At 61.3% G+C, this 17957-nt stretch carries 16 protein-coding genes; 2 read left to right on the forward strand and 14 right to left on the reverse strand.

Annotated features, from left to right (window positions below):
* The coding region (locus BMZ70_RS18040; RefSeq protein ID WP_139212895.1) for a UDP-glucose dehydrogenase family protein at positions 1-793 on the reverse strand (793 nt) is incomplete at its 3' end.
* Between the two features lie 245 nt (positions 794-1038).
* Between BMZ70_RS18040 and BMZ70_RS18045 the strand changes: the two genes are divergently transcribed.
* Both BMZ70_RS18045 and BMZ70_RS18050 read left to right on the forward strand, forming a co-directional pair.
* Positions 1039-2043, forward strand: coding sequence for an acyltransferase family protein (locus BMZ70_RS18045; RefSeq protein ID WP_092277984.1), 1005 nt, complete (start codon positions 1039-1041; stop codon positions 2041-2043).
* A 135-nt stretch (positions 2044-2178) separates the two neighbouring features.
* A complete protein-coding gene (locus BMZ70_RS18050; RefSeq protein WP_092277986.1) occupies positions 2179-2730 on the forward strand; it encodes a PEP-CTERM sorting domain-containing protein in 552 nt (183 codons plus the stop codon).
* Here the strand turns inward: BMZ70_RS18050 and BMZ70_RS18055 are convergent.
* The 13 genes from BMZ70_RS18055 to epsL form a co-directional block, all read right to left on the reverse strand.
* Positions 2693-3691: a TIGR03790 family protein gene (locus BMZ70_RS18055; RefSeq protein ID WP_207231585.1), complete on the reverse strand. Its 999-nt coding sequence runs from the start codon at positions 3689-3691 to the stop codon at positions 2693-2695. The genes BMZ70_RS18050 and BMZ70_RS18055 overlap by 38 nt on opposite strands.
* A 110-nt stretch (positions 3692-3801) precedes the next feature.
* Positions 3802-5040: a lipopolysaccharide biosynthesis protein gene (locus tag BMZ70_RS18060; protein ID WP_092277988.1), complete on the reverse strand. Its 1239-nt coding sequence runs from the start codon at positions 5038-5040 to the stop codon at positions 3802-3804.
* A gap of 5 nt (positions 5041-5045) precedes the next feature.
* Positions 5046-6065 carry an acyltransferase family protein gene (locus BMZ70_RS18065; RefSeq protein WP_092277990.1) on the reverse strand — a complete coding sequence of 340 codons (1020 nt, stop codon included), beginning with the start codon at positions 6063-6065 and terminating at the stop codon, positions 5046-5048.
* Entirely contained in the window at positions 6055-7353 is a 1299-nt protein-coding gene (locus tag BMZ70_RS18070) for a hypothetical protein (RefSeq protein WP_092277992.1), read from the reverse strand. The genes BMZ70_RS18065 and BMZ70_RS18070 overlap by 11 nt, the downstream gene beginning before the upstream one ends.
* A gap of 320 nt (positions 7354-7673) precedes the next feature.
* The gene (locus BMZ70_RS18075) at positions 7674-9074 is read right to left on the reverse strand and encodes a glycoside hydrolase family protein (RefSeq protein ID WP_130301136.1); all 1401 of its coding nucleotides are present in this window, start codon (positions 9072-9074) and stop codon (positions 7674-7676) included.
* A 307-nt stretch (positions 9075-9381) separates the two neighbouring features.
* On the reverse strand, positions 9382-10098 hold the full coding sequence (locus BMZ70_RS28900; RefSeq protein ID WP_092277996.1) for an exosortase C-terminal domain/associated protein EpsI: 717 nt from the start codon (positions 10096-10098) through the stop codon (positions 9382-9384).
* Complete coding sequence (xrtB, locus tag BMZ70_RS28905) at positions 10095-10997, reverse strand: exosortase B (protein ID WP_092279490.1); 903 nt, start codon at positions 10995-10997, stop codon at positions 10095-10097. The genes BMZ70_RS28900 and xrtB overlap by 4 nt, the downstream gene beginning before the upstream one ends.
* 8 nt (positions 10998-11005) lie before the next feature.
* A complete protein-coding gene (epsG, locus tag BMZ70_RS18090) occupies positions 11006-11881 on the reverse strand; it encodes a chain length determinant protein tyrosine kinase EpsG (protein WP_229205492.1) in 876 nt (291 codons plus the stop codon).
* A 24-nt stretch (positions 11882-11905) separates the two neighbouring features.
* Positions 11906-13312, reverse strand: coding sequence for a chain length determinant protein EpsF (gene epsF / locus BMZ70_RS18095; protein ID WP_092278000.1), 1407 nt, complete (start codon positions 13310-13312; stop codon positions 11906-11908).
* Positions 13313-13359: 47 nt separating this feature from the next.
* Complete coding sequence (gene epsE / locus BMZ70_RS18100; RefSeq protein ID WP_092278002.1) at positions 13360-14148, reverse strand: polysaccharide export protein EpsE; 789 nt, start codon at positions 14146-14148, stop codon at positions 13360-13362.
* A 27-nt stretch (positions 14149-14175) separates the two neighbouring features.
* Positions 14176-15153, reverse strand: coding sequence for an EpsD family peptidyl-prolyl cis-trans isomerase (locus BMZ70_RS18105; protein ID WP_307184094.1), 978 nt, complete (start codon positions 15151-15153; stop codon positions 14176-14178).
* Between the two features lie 165 nt (positions 15154-15318).
* Complete coding sequence (locus tag BMZ70_RS18110; RefSeq protein ID WP_092278006.1) at positions 15319-16701, reverse strand: undecaprenyl-phosphate glucose phosphotransferase; 1383 nt, start codon at positions 16699-16701, stop codon at positions 15319-15321.
* Positions 16702-16715: 14 nt separating this feature from the next.
* A complete protein-coding gene (gene epsL / locus BMZ70_RS18115; protein ID WP_165403622.1) occupies positions 16716-17918 on the reverse strand; it encodes an XrtB/PEP-CTERM-associated polysaccharide biosynthesis outer membrane protein EpsL in 1203 nt (400 codons plus the stop codon).
* Between the last annotated feature and the right edge of the window lie 39 nt (positions 17919-17957).

Below are 17957 nucleotides of genomic sequence, written 5' to 3' on the forward strand. Positions count from 1 at the left end.
AGCCGCCGTAGCCGCAGCCTGGATACAGGAAGTGGAAGCCGATGCGCGGGTCGGAACCGATGCCCACGCGGACCTGCTCGATATCGGCGCCCAGCTTGTCGGCCAGATTGGCCAGCTCGTTCATGAACGAGATGCGGGTGGCCAGCATGGCGTTGGCGGCGTACTTGGTCAGCTCGGCCGAGCGCACGTCCATCACGATCACGCGGTCGTGGTTGCGGATGAACGGCGCGTACAGCTCGCGCATCAGCGCGATGCCGCGCTCGTCGTCGGCGCCCACCACCACGCGGTCGGGACGCATGAAGTCTTCGACCGCCGCGCCTTCTTTCAGGAATTCCGGATTCGACACCACCGAGTACGGCAGCGCCAGCTCGCGCTTTGCCAATTCCTCGGCAATCGCCGCGCGCACCTTGTCGGCCGTGCCCACCGGCACCGTCGACTTGTCGATCACGACCTTGTATTCGGTCATGTGACGACCGATGTTGCGCGCCGCCGCCAGCACGTACTGCAAGTCGGCTGAGCCATCCTCGTCCGGCGGCGTACCAACCGCAATGAACTGCAGCTGGCCGAAGGCCACGCTGTCTTCCACGCTGGTGGTAAAGCGCAGGCGGCCGGCCGCTACGTTGCGGCGCACCATATCGAGCAACCCTGGCTCATGAATAGGCAACTCGCCTTGATTCAGGATTGCAATTTTGCGCTGATCCAGATCCAGGCACAGCACCTCATTGCCCATCTCCGCCAAACATGTGCCGCTTACCAAGCCGACGTAACCCGTGCCAATAACCGTAATCTTCATATTTTTTTGCAAACTGCGCCGTTTGTTATGCAACAGATCAAACTATAGACGAGCGAACAACATTTATACAAGCACTAATGCTGCGGTGCGCGATAAATTTCGCTATTATTACGAGCCGCGACCAACGCTCAAGGGCGGGGACTAAGGCTGAGCTGACGATCACTTTGACAAACGTCGCCTCAGGTATTAACATCTCATTAATATTAATGCATAATACTCAACATGAGTGCATGGGGTAAAAAGGCATGACGCAACTGACTCACAAGCACTTACCTTACCTGGATGGCTGGCGTGGCGTGGCAATTTTCGCCGTCCTGATAGCGCACTTCTTCCAACTACGCGGAATCAACCTTGGGCGCGTGGGCGTCGAATTGTTTTTTGTCCTCAGTGGACGCCTGATGGCGCAAATCCTGTTCATCAAAGGCACTTCGCTCTCGCAATTCTACCTCCGACGTTTTTCGCGTATCTACCCCGCATTGCTGGTATTTGTGTTGGGCTATCTTGGCTACGCCGGGTGGATACAAGAGCGACATCAGCAGCCGGAACTGATCGCCGGCACCCTGCTGTTCTATACAAACTATCTGTCAGCCCTGTACGGCGAAAATATCCCCGAGCTTGCGCATGTCTGGTCATTATCAATTGAGGAACACAGCTACATTCTGCTGTCGCTGGTGACAGTGTGCTTTGCGCGCACCCGACGCTACGCACTGCCAGTTGTTAGCATGCTAGCGCTGGCAGCAATCGTTAACGGCGCCTGGCAGACCTATGCATTGCACGGCAACTACTACCAAGTATATTGGCGCTCCGACGTGCGCGTGTCATCAATCCTGATGTCGGCAGCGCTCTGCATGCATTTTCATCGCCACCCGCCGCGCATCAGCGGACGGTGGCTGCTTGCGCTCCTGCTGGGCGGAGCGGTGCTGAATCTGAACCCGATACCCGATGTGATTAAATATTCGCTGGGCACTTTATGCCTGGCCATTGTGGTTAATCGTGCGGAAGACCTCCCTCCGCTGATACTAAAAGTTTTGTCCCTTCCCCCATTAACTGGCCTTGGGGTAGCGTCGTATTCCATTTACCTCTGGCAACAACCCTTCTTTCTTGCAACCGAAGCAGGCCACAACAGGCTGCTGATGCTGCTGTGTGCACTCGGCATGGGATACGCAAGCTACTACGCCATCGAAAAGCCAGCGCGCATATGGATCAATGCGCTCCGCCTGCCTCGTCGAGTCACCGTAACCAGTAAATGACCGCTGGACCTTTCCGGTCGCAACATGCCGGAAGGAAAAACATGCAAATGCTTGAAAAAGTGCTATAATTATTTCATAAAAGAAATAATTATTTCATACAGTTATTTGCATTTTTTCCTCAACGCGCGGTGACCTATGAATAGTTCAATCTCCGCCTTGCTCGTGGCGTTGCTGCTTGCAGCCGCTCCTGCGCTGGCTGCCCCCGTACCCGTCATCGAGCTGGCGCCGGAGAATGCCGGGCAGCACCAGCCGCCCTGTCCCGGGATCGTGCCGCAACAGGATGAGGATGGCATGCCCACCACCGAAGTAACGCGCATACTGCGCGAACGCTACGGCAACCGCAGCGACGCCTGCCGCCTTGGCAATCAGGCAGGACAACGCAAACTCCACATCACCGACGGCGCGCATATAGATCAGCTGCGCGCAGCACTGGAGCAACTCGTTTCGGACAGCACTGCGTTTCTTGAACAAGATCAGCAAGCCGACGGGCAGGGCCAGCAACCAGTGACGCCGGAACAGCTGCGGGCACCGCCCGGCATCAAGGGCCACGGGGTCGCGGACCTGCCGCTGATCGGCATGCTGGTTCCCGAGCCCAGCAGCTATGCAATGCTGCTGGCCGGCTTGCTGCTGGTCGCTTGGCGCCTGCGCGTCAGTTCCGGTAAGGCGCGGCCAGCGGCTCGCCAATAAACAAGCCCTGCGACGGCCACTTCACGCTTTTCCAATAAGCTTCAATGGCGGTGGCGCCATTCAGGTAGGAGGCCAGCAGCACTGTACCATTGGGGAATTTCTGCCAATAATTGCACGGTTCGCTGACTGTGCCATAACTCGCCGTCGCCCCCGCCTCCAGCCAGCGCAGGCTGCTCATCTGGTTGGTGCCCAACAAATCGCCACCGAACGAGGTCAGATGATCCGCCAGCGCTCCCGGCACAAAGCGTAAGGTCTCCAGCTTAGGCACTTTGGCCAGGCCGGTCTGGTACAGCACGATATCGTTGGCATTTTCCAGGCTGTCCGTGCGTAGAACCTTGATGGCGAGTTTTTTCTTCGGCAAAACCATCGCCTGCGGGAAGAATGGCGCGCGGCTGCTGCGCGCGGCGTCGCTGGTGATCAGGAAATATGCGCTGGCAGCCGGCATGCGGAAGCTGCTCAGGATACCGCGATCGACCAGCGCCTTGCCCTGTTCCAGCGTTTCCGCCGGCAGCAGCATGGACAGGCGCACGCCGGCAGCGCTGGGGCGCGCGGCAGTTGAATTGAAATAAGCACTGTCCTTGCCGGGTCCGCAGGGCTTGGCGCACTGCTCGGCATTAAAGCCCAGCGTATAAGCCGCCGTGATGGAATTGCACTCCACCGCATACGGCGCGGTCCACACCATCACTACTGCCTGGATATCGGCGCCCAGCTGCTCGTCTATGCTCTGCTTGAGCGCGGCGAATTGCCCTGCGTCCAGCTTGCGCGGCTGGTCCGGGATACGCACATGCGCCACATTCTTGGCCGGCACGCCACGCGCCTTGACATAGTAGGCGCCCAGCTCGACGCTCAGCGGGTCGTCGTCGTTGATCACCACGCCCAATTGCCCGGCCTGCAGGGTACTGCGCGGCGGGGCGCTCATCTGCGCCATCGCCGGGATGCCGCATCCCAGCAGGTTTGCCATGACTACTCCATTGATCGCACACCTACGTAGCCATCTCCGCACTTGCTGTACTCGCTTCCTGGTTGAGTGGCCCGCCCCCGGGCCTGTCGGCAGTATAGCCTACGCCAGCATCAGCGCTGGCGCAGCTTGTGGAACACCAGCGCGGCCATGCTGAACGCCAGCGCAAACTGGCAGCCATAGGTGGTCATCACGGCGCCCTGCCACGACCACGACGGGATCAGCAGCAGGTTCAGCACCACGGCCAGCACCGCGATCAGCATTTGCACCACGCTGCGCGCGCGCTGGTAATTGGCGGCGACCAGCGCGTCCGACATGGCGCTCTGCAGGAACAGCGGGATCGGCAGGAAGGCCAGCGCGCGGATGATTTCCACCGACAGCTGGTAGCGTTCGCCGATAATCAGCGGCAGCAGCGGCGCCAGCGCATAGATCGCCAGCCCGGCCACCAGGCCGTAGGCTGAGCCCAGCAGCATGGCGCGGCGGGCGATGCGCGCCGTTTCGCTGATGCCGTGGGTGCCGCCGGCGCGGTACATGCGCGCTTGCAGCGCCAGCAAGGCCGAGGTCAGCGGCGTGGTCGACATGTACACCAGGCGGAACGCCGCCGTGTAGGCGCCGTTGATGGCGATCGGCTCGAAGCGCGGCAGGATGGCCTTGTCGATATCGATGTAGACGCCGCGCGACGCCAGCCCCAGCGAAAAGAAGATGCCGTGCTTGATGTCGCCGGCCATCTTGCGGAAGTCGACGCTCCAGCCGCCGGTGGTGCGGAGGGTGAAGCTGACCACGAACGTGGCCGCCAGCACCCCGCCCGCAAGGTGCGTCACCGCCCACGCCTGCGCCGTCTGGAAGCCCAGCGACAGCATCAGCAAGGCGCCGGTGAAGCGCAAGCCGCTTTGCAGCAGCACGAACTTGCTCGACACTGCATGCCGGTCCAGGCCGTAAAACACGTGCTGCGAAATGTCCACCATCTTGGTGAACACCAGCTCAGACAGGCAGAACATGAGCACCACCGGCAAATAGCCAGCGCCGTCCCACAGGTAAAAACCAGCCAGCACCAGCGCGGTCAGCGTCAGGCCGGACAACACGCCCGCCGTCAGTGAGCTGCCGTACAAGCGGGGAGCCGCCTGCTGCTCGCCGCGCGCCAGATGCATCACCATCAGGTTCGCCGTGCCGAGGCCGGCAAACGGCAGCAGCGCGGCGGTGATGGCCAGGATGGCCGCCATCTTCCCGAACTCGTGCGGCCCGAGGGTGCGCGCCACCACCAGCAACTGGAAGCCCTGCAGGGCCGCCACGCCGAGCTGGCCGATGATGAGCGGAAGGACGTTATTTTTGAAAAAATTCAGCTTGGAGTTCATGCAGCTCAGGCGATCACGCCGATGCGGGTAAGTGAAACAATGGCATAGTGCTGCAGCCTTTTTTCCACCAGCAGGTGGACCGCAATACCGCACGCGGTGGCGCCCAGCGTCAACGCCAGCACCGCCAGCGCTGCTGACGGCCAGTGCGCCACGCCGAGCAACTTGCCGGTCAGCGAAAAGCCCATGCCGTGGAACAGGTAGATAGCGTAAGACGCATCGCCCAGCAAATGCAGCGGGTACGGCAAGCGCGGCAGCCGCCAGCCCGCCGCCGCCAGCACCACGGCAAATGCCCCCAGCCCCCCGGCCAAGCCGCGCCCCAGGCCCAGGCTGGCCAAATCGGCCAATGCGAAGCTGAAGCCCACCCCTGCCAAGGCTAAGGCCCAGCGCTGTGCCGAGCCCAGCCGTTGCGCGTGCGCCGTCAGATGAAAAACCAGCGCGCCAAATAAAAACTCCACCAGGATGCCCGACAGAATGAACGGTGTTTTACCGCCATCCCATGCCAGTGCATAGCCGGCGGCGATCAATCCAGCGATCAGTCCCGCTGTCAGGCGCATGGCCCTGCCCCGCCCCAGCAGCAGCCCGAGACACACCAGCGCATAGAAAAACATCTCGAAGATCAGGGTCCAACCTTGCGACACGATGGGGCGCACAAGGCCGCGCCCGTCCTCGTAGGGCCAGAACAGCAGCGAGCGCGGCAAATCCCCCGGTGCGATGCTGAGATTGCCGAACAATTGAGGGAGCACAAAGTACACCATCGTCAGCAACAGCGTAGCCGCCCAGTACAGCGGCACCACGCGCGCCAGGCGGCGGCCGATGAAACCGGACGCAGCCTGCCAGCCTTGGCGCCCCTGCACCCCTTTGGCCATGACAAAACCGCTGATCACAAAGAACAGGTCTACGCCCCAGGCGCCGAATTCGAATTGCAGCTGGGTCAGTCCCAGCGCGTTTCCTCGTTGAAAAGCATGGTGCAGCACGACCAGCAGGGCAGCGATCGCCCGCAACGCGTGTATGCCGTTATAAAACATGCGGCTTCCCGTTCAGCGTTCGCGGTCGGAACAATACGGCGATCACATAGCCTACACCGAAGCCCGACAGCGGCTGCTCCATGATGTTGGCGCCTATCCCGTATATCAAAACGCTGATGACGAAACCATACATCACCAAGCGCTGTTGTTCAGTTTCGCCGTGCCAGGTCAGCAACTTGGTCAGGATGGCGCCGCCATACGCCCAACCCAGCATGCCCATAGTCAATGTCCAGTACACAAAGATGTTGTCGGCCGGCGAGTACAAGCGCGCTTCACCAAAGCCTTGCGGCGTGCCGACGCCGCCGATGCCGCGACCAATAACGATATTGCCATGCTCCATCAATAACTTAAGCGCACGCGGCCATGTATTTTCCATGCGGTCGGCGTAAGAGCTCAGCCACCAAGCGGCGCTGCCAACAAAGTCACGAATGCGCACATCCATCACCAATGCCAACATGGGGGCTAACAGCACCAGGAATAGCGAACCCAGCACACAAAAACGAAGCCAGCCGATGCGCCGGCCGCCATCTGCAAAAATGACTACGCCCGCCAGCGCCAGCATGGCCACTTCCGACCCCTTGCTGGTGGTGAGTGCGATACCGATAAACGCCAGTAACCACATAGAGATGCGGAAAAAAACGCCGCGGAAGCTCGCCACCACGATGGCCGCACAGTACAGCAACGCGCAGGCCGCATCATACGAAGAGCGCGACAGGCCAGCCAGACGGCGGAAGCTGCCCGCAGTCCAGTTCCTGCCCTGCGGGGTAACGCCAAAAACTGACTCGAAATCAGCGCCTTCCCACGGGAACGGCACTTTGTAATTGATCGCCAGACTGGCCACCACGATAATAATGGTGAAAGCCGCATACCAGCGTATGCGCTCCAGCGTCATGGGCAAGCCCATATGCCCTACTGCCAGTCCGAGCACCACCGGCATGAGCATTTTCATTCCGAACAATTGCTGGAACAGATTGCCGATGAAGAAGAACCCTATAAAGAAATGAAAGAGTAACAACATCACCACCAACAGCGGCACCATCGGCTGGCGCCGGTTCCCCATCCAGGTCGTCAACAAGACACCGGCCCCCATCACTGGCAGCAGGTCGCGCAGATAGAGCATGGACGACAAATGCGCCTTGTTCAGGATGAAACGCAGCGCCCCTTCGCACACAAAGGTGGCTAAGTACAAGATGGTCAGGCGCGAAACCAGCCGCTCGCCCCCGGTCAACGCGGGGGAAGCATGGCCGGTAGCAGCCAACGGCGGGATGGGCAGAGTATAGGCAGTCATACGGACTTTCAAAGCAGGTTGAGCAGGCGCCGAAGTCGCCCTAGTCTGGCACAAATAACAAGCAACATAACCGGTTCGTCTCGCGTCGTCTATCTTTTTCTGGGGACCGACGCGCGAGCGATGACTGCATATGGGACGTCACGCCAGCGCGATTGGCGCTGCGACCTCAGCGTGGAACAAAAAGTTTGCCTCCGTTACCAGCCAAGTAACACTATAGTCGAAACCGCAACAAATACACAAGCGGCCATGCTGCAGTGCGCGATCATCCCGGATAAAAAAAAGGCGGCCTCACGGCCGCCTTCGCGCTTGATCAGCAAGTACTATTCGCGCACTTCGATACCGGTGATGGCAGTCGAACTCGGGAATTCCAGCAGCAGCGGCGCCCCGCCTTTCAAGGTGAAGCCAAACGAGGTACCGGTGGCGGTGGCGCTCTTCTGCACATAGCTACCGCCCGCGACGCCGCACAAGGCCAACGGATTGATTGCGCCACCCTTGCCACCCGTAACGTTCAGCGTACCGGTTGGCGCTACCAGTGGCTTGGTCGACGCATTCCACAAGGCGACCATACGGCGCGTGCCGTCGTCATAAAGTGCCGAGCGCAGGGCGCCGGCCGAAGACGTCAGGACCGGGCGATTACCGATCAGCTTGGCCACGCTAGTCACCACGCAACCGATCGGCTTGGTCGCCGCAGCAGTCACTTCCGGCAAGATCGGCGTCGCCTTCAATACCGCATCGCGGCTGTTAGGAATCTCCGTCATACGGTAAGCGCCGAAATGACTTTCACGATCGGCCGGATCAAGCCCGCCTTCCAACAGTTCATACAGCCAAATACCGCCGAGCCAGTTGCGGGTACTGGCTTCGAGCAGGAAGCGTACGGTGTAGAGGGCGCCATCCATTTCCGGCACACCACAAGTGCCGGCAGTATTGCTCGGCCAGCCGAACTCTGTGACGTAGATCGGTTTCGCGCCCTTGCCTGCTGCCACCATGTAGCCACGCAGGGCATCCAGGCGGCCCATCGCCTCGTCCGAGCCCACCTTGGTGCCGGCGCAATGATTGTAAATATGCACAGACAAGCCGTCCGCGACGTCCAGCGCCCCTTGGCTCAACATGCCTTTGGCAAAGGTCCAGTCTGGAAAATCGTCCGCCAGGGCGCCCACCAGGATCTTAGCGCCCGGAGCAACCTTCCGGACCGCCGGCGCAGCCACTTTCACCATCGCCGAGTAATCCACTACCGACCCGGTACGCACCGCCGGCTTGGTGCCAGCCCCCAGATTCCACTCATTCCACAATTCCACGTACGAAGAATTGAAATTTGGCAATTGTGGCAGGATGGTGGACGTGAAACGCGAATAAGCAGCATATCCCGCCGGCGTACTCGGCTGACCACCACCATCGTACAGCGCATTGCCATAAGCGAAGATATAAACTGGGCGGGTCACGGTAGGCAGCTGCAACATCGCATTGCGCAGCAATAAAGACCCATCGCGCAAGCCCAGCACACCGCTGGCATTTTCGGACATGCCCCAGCTGACGTCGGAGCGCACCGAAACAAAGCCGCTTTTCGCCACGAAATCCTGCGTCAGCGCCAGGTTGCCGCGGTTATGGCCAAAGTGGACCGCCACGCCGACTTCCATAGGTTGAGCCACAGTCTGGCCGAAAGCCAGCATCGCCAACGCCGCCACTGCCGCCTTCAACACCAGTTTACCTTGCTTTTTCATCATGATCTCCCTAACTGTTCGACGATGCCCAGTATCTATCCTGGACCAACATATAAAAGACTTCGGCCCGCCTCAACTTGCTTTACCAGACTACAGTGCACGAAGCTATCCACTCGGCACCCACAGATCGGGCAGATAAGTGCGATCATACACCGCCGGAAAGGCTTTGTCCGAGCCTATTAGCAACACTTGGGAGGGGAAAACCTGCCTGCGGCTGCGGTTTTCAGAGGAGGAACAGGGGGAGAAAAAAATTTCGCTGGGAAAAAACAACATAAGAAAAAGACAGCAAAATTTTCTCCCCCCGGCAACTTCACCTGAGCAGCAGGGCGCGCGATGCCGGCGGCACGGCGCTGGTCAGGTCGAACAGGAAGCGATCGAGCACCGGCCAGGCGGCAGCCGCCTGCGACACGTCGCCAAGCGGCACCGAGGCGCGCACCAGGATACCGTCCGGGATACGGCCCTGGAAGCCGTCCTTCAAGATCTGCAAACGGGTAGCCCAGGCGTCCTCGCTGTACAGCGTGCCGATGCGGATCCAGTAGCTGACCGCCTCGCCGCCGCGCCCGTTGAGGGCGACCATGTGCTTGCCTACCGGACGGATGGACGGATCGCTGACCTCGAAGCGCGCCGGCGCCAGGCTTTTCACCTGGTACCCCTGGGCCACGTAGCACAGGTCGGGACGGTGCACCTTGACTTCCTGCTGCTGCCGGCGGCCCCAGGCCAGCGCCAGCATCACCACTTCGCCCTTGCTGTTGACATAGGAACGCATCACGGTCTGGTCGTACGGCTGGTCCTGGTCAGGGCCGTCGGCCGTGGTGGTGCTGACCTGCATGCGTGGGTTCGGCACAAGTTTCCAATCGCCGAACGACTGCGGCACAGTGCTTTCCAGATCAGGCGCATCATCCACCGATACCAGCGTCGGACGGGCCAGAAGCGCCGCTCCGGCTGCCAGCACCATCAAGGCGCTGATGATCACGGCGCTAGCACGCGGCAACACCATCAACTGCATCCTTACCATTAAGCTGCTCATGTCCGCTCTCCCGGTGACTGGCGATAGCGCTGCAGCGCACGCGACATGGCGCGCAGCAGGCTGTCCAAGCTGATAATCAGCAACAAGCCGCACAGGAACAGCACCATGCCGGAGAAGCCATGCAGGAAGCCTTGGCCAGCGGCATCGCCCATGTAATAGGTAATCAAGGCCAGCACGATCACCCGCGTCACGTTGGACACAAAGGAAATCGGCACGATCAACAACGCCAGCAAAATATTGCGGAAGGCCGACTCATGGCGCATCACGTTCAGGTACAGCAGCCCCAGCGCTTCGAGCGTGAACAGGGAGTTCAGGCCTGAGCAGGCGTCCGCCACCAGCAACTGGTAAGGGCCGATCAGCAGGATCACACCGGAGCGGGCGATCGGATAGTTCAGGTGGAACAGGAGGTTTTCGGCCGAATACGAGACGGCAATCTTCAGCGGCTGCGTCACCGCGTCTACCAGCGAACCCGGCAACGGCACCATGAAGCACATGAAGAAGAAGCCGAACCACAGGTGGCGGGCCACGGCGCGGCCTAAGAACACCAGGATCGTGCCCAGCAGCACCAACACCAGCGACCCTACTTCCAGCACCAGCACCGACTGAGAACGGCCGACCACAAAGCACAGCAGGCCGAGCACCAGGATCGGATAGCCAAGCCACGGGGCCGGCTGCTGCGGCACCTGCGCGCTGACCAGGCTGGACGCGCGGAAGTAAAAGAACCACAGCGCTACGGCAAATACGATAGGCCCGTGGGCATTCTTGTCGGTCGACCAGGCGCCGTGGAACAGGTCGTAAAAGCTGGGGACGTACATGACCAACAGCCCCAGCAGAACCAGCAGCATCGGCCAGGCACGTCGGTCGGACAGCGGCACCCGTGCCAAGTAAGGGGCTGTCATCGCAGTCATCAGAAATCGACCATCACGGAACCGACCACTTCGGCGCCGCTATGCTTGATTTTCTCGGCCACGGCATCCACAGCATCGAGCAAGGTATGGTTCTTGCGGACCAGCAGCAGTGCACCTTTACTGCGAGCGGCGATAGCAATCGCGTCGGACGCCGAGGTCAGGGCCGGCGTATCGTACAGCACCACGTCGAAATTGCTCTCGACCTGGCGGCTGAGCGCGGTGAACGAGGCGCGGCTCAACAGTTCCTGCGGATTCGGCGGCAGCGTGCCGGCCGCCAGCACCGAAAGCGACACAAAGGAGTTGACCTTGGCCACCGCCTCCAGCTGGGCGCGGCCGGCCAGCACGTCGGACAAGCCCTGGCGCGTCTTGAGGTCGAAAATGCTGTGCTGGGTCGGGGCGCGCAGGTTGGCGTCCACCAGCAGGGTGTTTTCGCCAAGCTGGGAAAACACCACGGCCAGGTTGGCGGCAAACAGGCTGGTGCCATTGGACGGGTCGACGCTGACGATGGCCAGCGACTTGTTGCCACGGGCGAACCAGCGCAGCATCAGCTGGCTGCGCAGCGCGCGCAGCGCCTCGACCTGGGCGCTAAACGGCTGGTAGGCGGCCAGCAAATGCGGGGAAAAGCCGCCCTCGCCCGCCTGCAAATACGGATAGTCGAACTGGCGCGCCAGGATTTGCTGGATGTCGCCCTCGGTGATCAGGCCCAGGCGCTGCGCGGCTTCGCCGAAGCGGATGCCCAGTTCACGCTGCATGCGCAGCACGCGCTCGGCGTTTTCCGGGGTGATTTTGCCCGATTCCAGCAGCAGGGCGCCCATGCTGGAGTCGCCGGTGCGCAGCATGGTCGGGATAGGCGGCGTAATGGCTGGATGATTCATGGTGGTATCCATCTGTTCACTCGGTTAGTTCAGGCGCAGCTTGCGCGGCGTGAAAATCTTCTTGATGCGCGACGACTGCTGGGTATTGGCCCAGTTGACGGTGCCCAGCAGCGGCACACTGGTCAGCGTTGCCAGGTCACTGTCGGAGCGCACACGACGGTCCAGCATTTCCCTGAGCAATCCTACCGCCAAACCAAGGATAGCACCAAGGAACAGGCCGACGATAGTATTCAGGATCGGGCGCGGGAACGACGGCTGAATCGGCGGAACCGCCGGGGTCAGGATGGCGACATCGGACTGCTCCGACTGGCCTTCAAGCCGGGTCTGCGACAGGCGTTGCGAAGTGGCATCGTAGGCGCGCTGAGCGCTTTCTGCGTCTTTCTGCAGGCCGGCCAGTTCGTCGCGGGTGCGATTCAGTTCCAGCACCTTGGCCTTCTGTTCTGCCAGCGCTGCGCGGATGGACGCTTCGCGCTGGCGCAGCACGGTCGCGTTGTTGCCCACGCTGTTGGAAATCACCTTGACCTGCTGCGCCAGTTCAGCGCGCAGCTTGTCCAGTTCCGCCTTCGAGCTCTGGTATTGCGGGTGGTTCGGGCTCAGGCGTTGCGACACTTCCGCGAACTTCGACTCGGCCACGTTGAGGTTGGCCTTGAGGTTCTGGATCAGCGGGTTGGCCGCCACGTCCGGCGACTCGGCGCCGTTGCTGCCAGCCGCCATGTTCTGACGCGAATTGGCTTCGGCCAGCTGCCCCTGGGCCATCACCAGCTGGGCCGACAGGTCGTTCAGGCGATTCGATTCCACGTCGAGGCGATTGTCCAGGCTGACGATGCCGTGCTCCTGCTGGTATTTGGACAGGCGGCTCTGCGCCGCGTCGACGTTGTCGCGCAGCACCTTGGTTTGAGAGTCGAAGTAGGCAGAAGCCTTACGCATCGGATCAACTTTCAGCTGGACGTTGACCTTCTGGTACTCCTCGGCAAAGGCGTTAGCTACAGCCGCAACGAACTGCGGATCGCTGCCGGAAAAGTTGATGTCCACCACACTGCTTTCACGCGATGGCTGGGCGTCCAGCTTTTTCAGCAGCAGCCCTGCCAGCCAGTCGCGCACATTGCCCTTGCCGTTGGTGTCAGCATTGAATTGCTCGACGACCGCCGGGCTGCTGGCCAGCTTCAGGCTGTCAACCACGCCCAGCGCCACGCGCTTGCTGCCTATGATGTCGAGCTGGGTCGAGATATAACCCGGCAACAGCTGGCCCGGCATGGTCAGGCCGGACACCGGGTCAATGCCCTTATAGTTCAGCACCACCGACGCCGTGGCCTTGTAGGAGTTCGGCCACAGCAGGCTGCCGACCAGGATCAGCGATACCACCGAGAACATGGTGGCCAGGATAATCCGTTTGCGTGCGCGCAGCACCAGCAGAAATTGAGTGAAGTTCATGGGGCTAATTCGCCTTCAGTATCGTTAAATAAAATTCCAGCGCAGCCTTAGAACAGGCTTTCTTGCACATAGACCACGTCATCCACCAGAATCAGGTCATCCTGCTTGGCTTCGATGATCTGAATCTTGCCGCTGGCGTCGCGGCGTTTGATGCGCATGCCGCGCTCGGTGCCGCGCGGGGTCAGGCCGCCGCCGGTCGACAGCGCCTGCAGCACCGTCATCGAGCGCTCCACGCGGAATGGCCCCGGACGCTGCACTTCGCCGTAAATGTAGGCGCGCGGCGCGCGTTCGACAAAGATGACGTCGCCGCCGGCCAGGCTCAGGTCGCGGGTCAGGTCGGCGCTGCGCACCATGTCCACCACGTCCACCACTTCCTTGGTGGTCTTGCCGTTGCGGGTGCGGATCAGCACGGCCGTTTCGCCGCCGTCGGCCCCGATGCCGCCGGCCTGGGCCAGCATGTCGAGGAAGCCGCGCTGGCCGTCGATCGGGTAGCGCCCCGGACGGTTAACCTGGCCCAGCACCGACACCTGCTGGCTGCTCATCACCGTCACCAGGATGTTGACCTGGGCCTGACGCAGGAAGCCGCCCTTTTCCAGCATGCCGGAAATTTTCTGTTCGGCCGCCGCCACCGTCAGGCCGCCCAGCTCCACCTGGCCGATCAGCGGGAAGGTAATGCGGCCAGCCTCGCTGATGCGCGCTTCGGTCAGCAAGTCCGGGCTGCCGTACACCGACACCTTCAGTACGTCCCCAGTTCCCAGCACCACATCGGCCGCCTGGCTCAGCTGACATCCCAATGCCAGCACCAGTGCTACCAGCCCTACCATCCATCGTTTCATCACGGGTTGCTCCCTATCTTGTATCGGTTATTTCAAGCCAGCCACGCCGCGCGCGGTGGACTCATCGGTGGCGGATGCCGAGGCCGAGGCCGATGCCGCAGCCGATGCGGCCGGCGCTGCCGCTGCCGGCGGCGCATTCGGCTCCATTTTCTTGTCGAGGTATTCGATCTTGGCCGCACCGCGCAGGCGCTTGAGTTCGGCGCCGGCGGCGTCTTTGTTGCGCTGCGCCATCAGCACCTGCTCGATCTGCGGCGCCGACTGCTCCAGCGTGACCGGGGTGTCGCGCGTGTCGGCAATCACGATCAGCAGCGAGCGTGCGCCCTCCTTGACGATGAACAACTGGCCTTTTGGCAGCGCCAGCAGTCGGCTGCCCAGCTCAGGCGGCAAGTCGCCGCTGCTGCGCGACACTTGCAGGCGCTCGTATTTGACCTTGTGCTCATCCATCCAGCTGGCCACCGCGTCTAGGCTCTTGGCGCTGTCGATGGCCGCCTTGAGCTCGGCGCTCATATCGCTGCTGGCGATGCTCAGCTCACGCAACTCCAGCATCTTGCGCTGGGCGAAGAAGGCCGGATGTTTGGCGTAGTAGTCTTCAACTTCGGCGCGGGTCGGCTTGGCCGGGGCGCTCAGATGCTTTTGCATATAGGCCTGGGCGATGATCAGCGCCTTGGCGCGCTCGATGCCCTGCACCACTTTCGGGTCGCGGTCGAGTTTTTCCTTGACCGCTTCGTTGAGCAGCAACTGGCGGTCCACCAGGCTCTCCAGCAACTGCTTGCCGGCCTGCTCCTGCTGGGCCGGCGGCACGTTGGCGCGCTGCAGCTCCTCGTTCAGCTGCGAGATGGTGATTTCCTCACCGTTGACGCTGACCAGGGCCTGGCCGCTTTTCTTGGCCTTGTCGCCGCAGGCGCTCAACCCCAAGGCGGCGACCAGCGCCAGCGCCAGCACCTGGCTGGTCCGTCCCGAACGACGCAAGGAAGGCATTGCAGAGATGACGTTCTGTTGATTCAAGATCGATATCCTTTTACACACCGTGCCCCGGCCCCCCTGCATTGAACCGGAATGGAGAAAAATTGTGCTATGCACACAAAGAGCTAAAACAGTATGCAGGGCAGCCCACTGATTGTCAATATCACAAACGAACGTAAAACTTACATAAGACTTTTTGGCACTTGGTTAAAATGCATTATCACGCTTAAGAACAACTTTAATCGTCATCAGAATGATCCAGATATCGAGCCACAGAGACCATTTACGCAAATAATCGAGGTCATAGCTGATGCGCGCCTCCATTTTATCGAGCGTTTCGGTTTCGCCGCGCAAGCCATGCACCTGGGCCCAGCCGGTGATGCCCGGCTTGACCTTGTGGCGCAACATATAGCCTTTGATCAGCTTGCGGTACTGTTCATTGTGCGCCACAGCATGCGGGCGCGGCCCGACAATACTCATCCGTCCCTGCAGCACGTTGATGAACTGCGGCAGCTCGTCCAGCGAGCTCTTGCGCAAGAACGCGCCGACCCGCGTGACCCGCTGGTCGTTCTTGGTGGCCTGCACCACCTTGGCGCCGTCCTCGGCCACCGTCATCGAGCGGAATTTGTAGACGATGATTTCTTCGCCGTACAGACCGTAGCGGCGCTGGCGGAAGATCGCCGGCCCCGGCGAGGTCAGCTTCACAGCCGCCGCCACCCCCAGCATGATGGGGCTGATCATCAGCATGATCAGGCTGGCCAGCACGATGTCGCTGAGGCGCTTGACCAGGCTGTTGACGCCGGTGAACGGGGTTTCGCGGATGGCGATCACCGGCATGCCGCCCACATTGCTGAAGCGCGCCTGCATCAGGTCGAACACATAGATGTCGGGCAGGAAGTAAACCGAGGCGGTGGTGTCGTCCAGCTCGTCGAGCAGCTTGCGGATGCGCGGCTGCGCCGAGATCGGCTGGCTGATGAAAATCAGCTTGATCTGGTGCTCGCGCACATAGGCCGCCACTTCCGACATGCGTCCCAGCACCGGATGCGCCAGGCTTTCCGGACGGCGGTCCTCGGTGCGGTCGTCAAAAAAGCCGCGCACGCTCATGAACAGGCTGGGGTTGCGGTCCAGCGTGGAGGCGAAGCGCACGCTGACGCCGTTGGCGCCCACGATCACGGCCGAGCGCACCTCGCTGCCGCCGTTGGGGTCGCGGCTGAGCAGGCCGATCGTCAGGTGCGCGCCCAGCAGCACGAATGGGGTGCAGACAAACCACAGCGTGATCAGACGGGTGTCGAAGCGCTGGCCCAGGCCACTGACCCAGCCGATCACCATCAGGATCACGACCGTCAGCGCCCAGCCCAGCACCAGGTCGCGGCCGTAGGCCAGCAGGCGCCCGCTGCGCCAGGTGCGGTAAGGGTCGATATACTGGTAGACCGACGACGAAATAAAGAACGCCAGGATCATCAGCACCAGTGCGTAGCCGTTAAACGGCTGGCCGCACAGCGCCGACAAGACGTACAGCCCGCCCATGATCAGCAAGGGGTCGAACACACGCTGGAAAAACGAAATTAAAGGGACGTCATTGACCGTCATGTTACCCCGTCGCACTAAAACTCAATGCTGGCGCTGAAAGAAGCGCCGTTGGATTTATAGGACCGGCTGAACGTGGTGTCGGACTTGCGCTGGTCGCGGTTGACCGACGCCGACAACACCAGGTTCTGGCGCGGGCTGTAGTTCAAGCCGAGCGAAACCACGTGCGACTTGTCTTCCGGCGCCACCGCCACCGGGTTCACGAACCCGGCGAAATCACGCTCGACATAGCGCAACTGGCCGGTGGCCTGGATCTTGGCGCTGAGCGCCCATTTGCCGTCGATACTGGCCCCCTTGTTCAGGGCATAAGAAGCGGTACTGCCTTCGAACGGGGTATATTCGCGCCATAGCGCGCTGACCAGCGAGACGGCCGGCGTGACGTTCCAGGTGTCGGTGACGCGGCCATTGGTGCCATTGCTGTCGCGCAGCGTCTGCGACTCGTGACCACGGCGCACGCGGCCGCCCAGGAATTGCAACTGATGCTGTTCGCTGAACTTCCAGAATACCTTGAGCTTCACCTCGTCCTGGGTATAGCTGGGATCAAACACGAACGGACCAAAAGTCTGCGGCGTCAGGTAGTCGCCCGTCACTCGCCGCACCTGCAGGCCGATGGTGCTGCCGGTGACGCCCAAGTAGTCGAGGCCGACCTCGCTGGCCTTGTCCTTGCGGTTCAGATAGCGCTGCGACGGCGCGTCGAACTCGTACTTGTCGTTGCTCAGGCGCGCACGCACGCGCCAGCTCGGATGGAAGCGCCAGCCGCCATCGACAAACTCGCTGCGCTGCACCCGCAGGTTGCGCTCGGTGCCCTGATAGTCGGTAAACGAAGTCAATGTGGAGGAATAGGTGCCGCCCAGCGTGCCGTCCAGGTGGTTGCCCAACTGCCAGTACAAGGTACCGTTGGCGTCCTTGCCAGTGTAGTCCAGCATGCTGAAGCGGTCGAAGCTGACCCGGCTCACGCGCGCCGAGCCGCTAAAGCGCTGGCGGCCAAAGGTACGCTCCACTTCCACGCCGGCAAAGGTCTGGCGGATGCGGTCCGACTCCACGGTGTCACGGCCATTGTCGTCGACACGGAACAGGTTGCTGTCGTAGGAATAGTTGCCGCCAACGAAAGGATGAATGGTATCGCTGAGCGCTGCGTGCGCCGACAGGCTGCACAGCAGCCCGCCCAGCAGTATGGCTTGGCGCGCCCTCGGCCCGGCCATGTCAGAAGGAACCGTCATATGTTTTCGCAAGGAAATTAACATAGCTCTCGATATAGT

The organism is Duganella sp. CF402 (genome assembly GCF_900109645.1).
GTDB lineage: Bacteria > Pseudomonadota > Gammaproteobacteria > Burkholderiales > Burkholderiaceae_D > Rugamonas.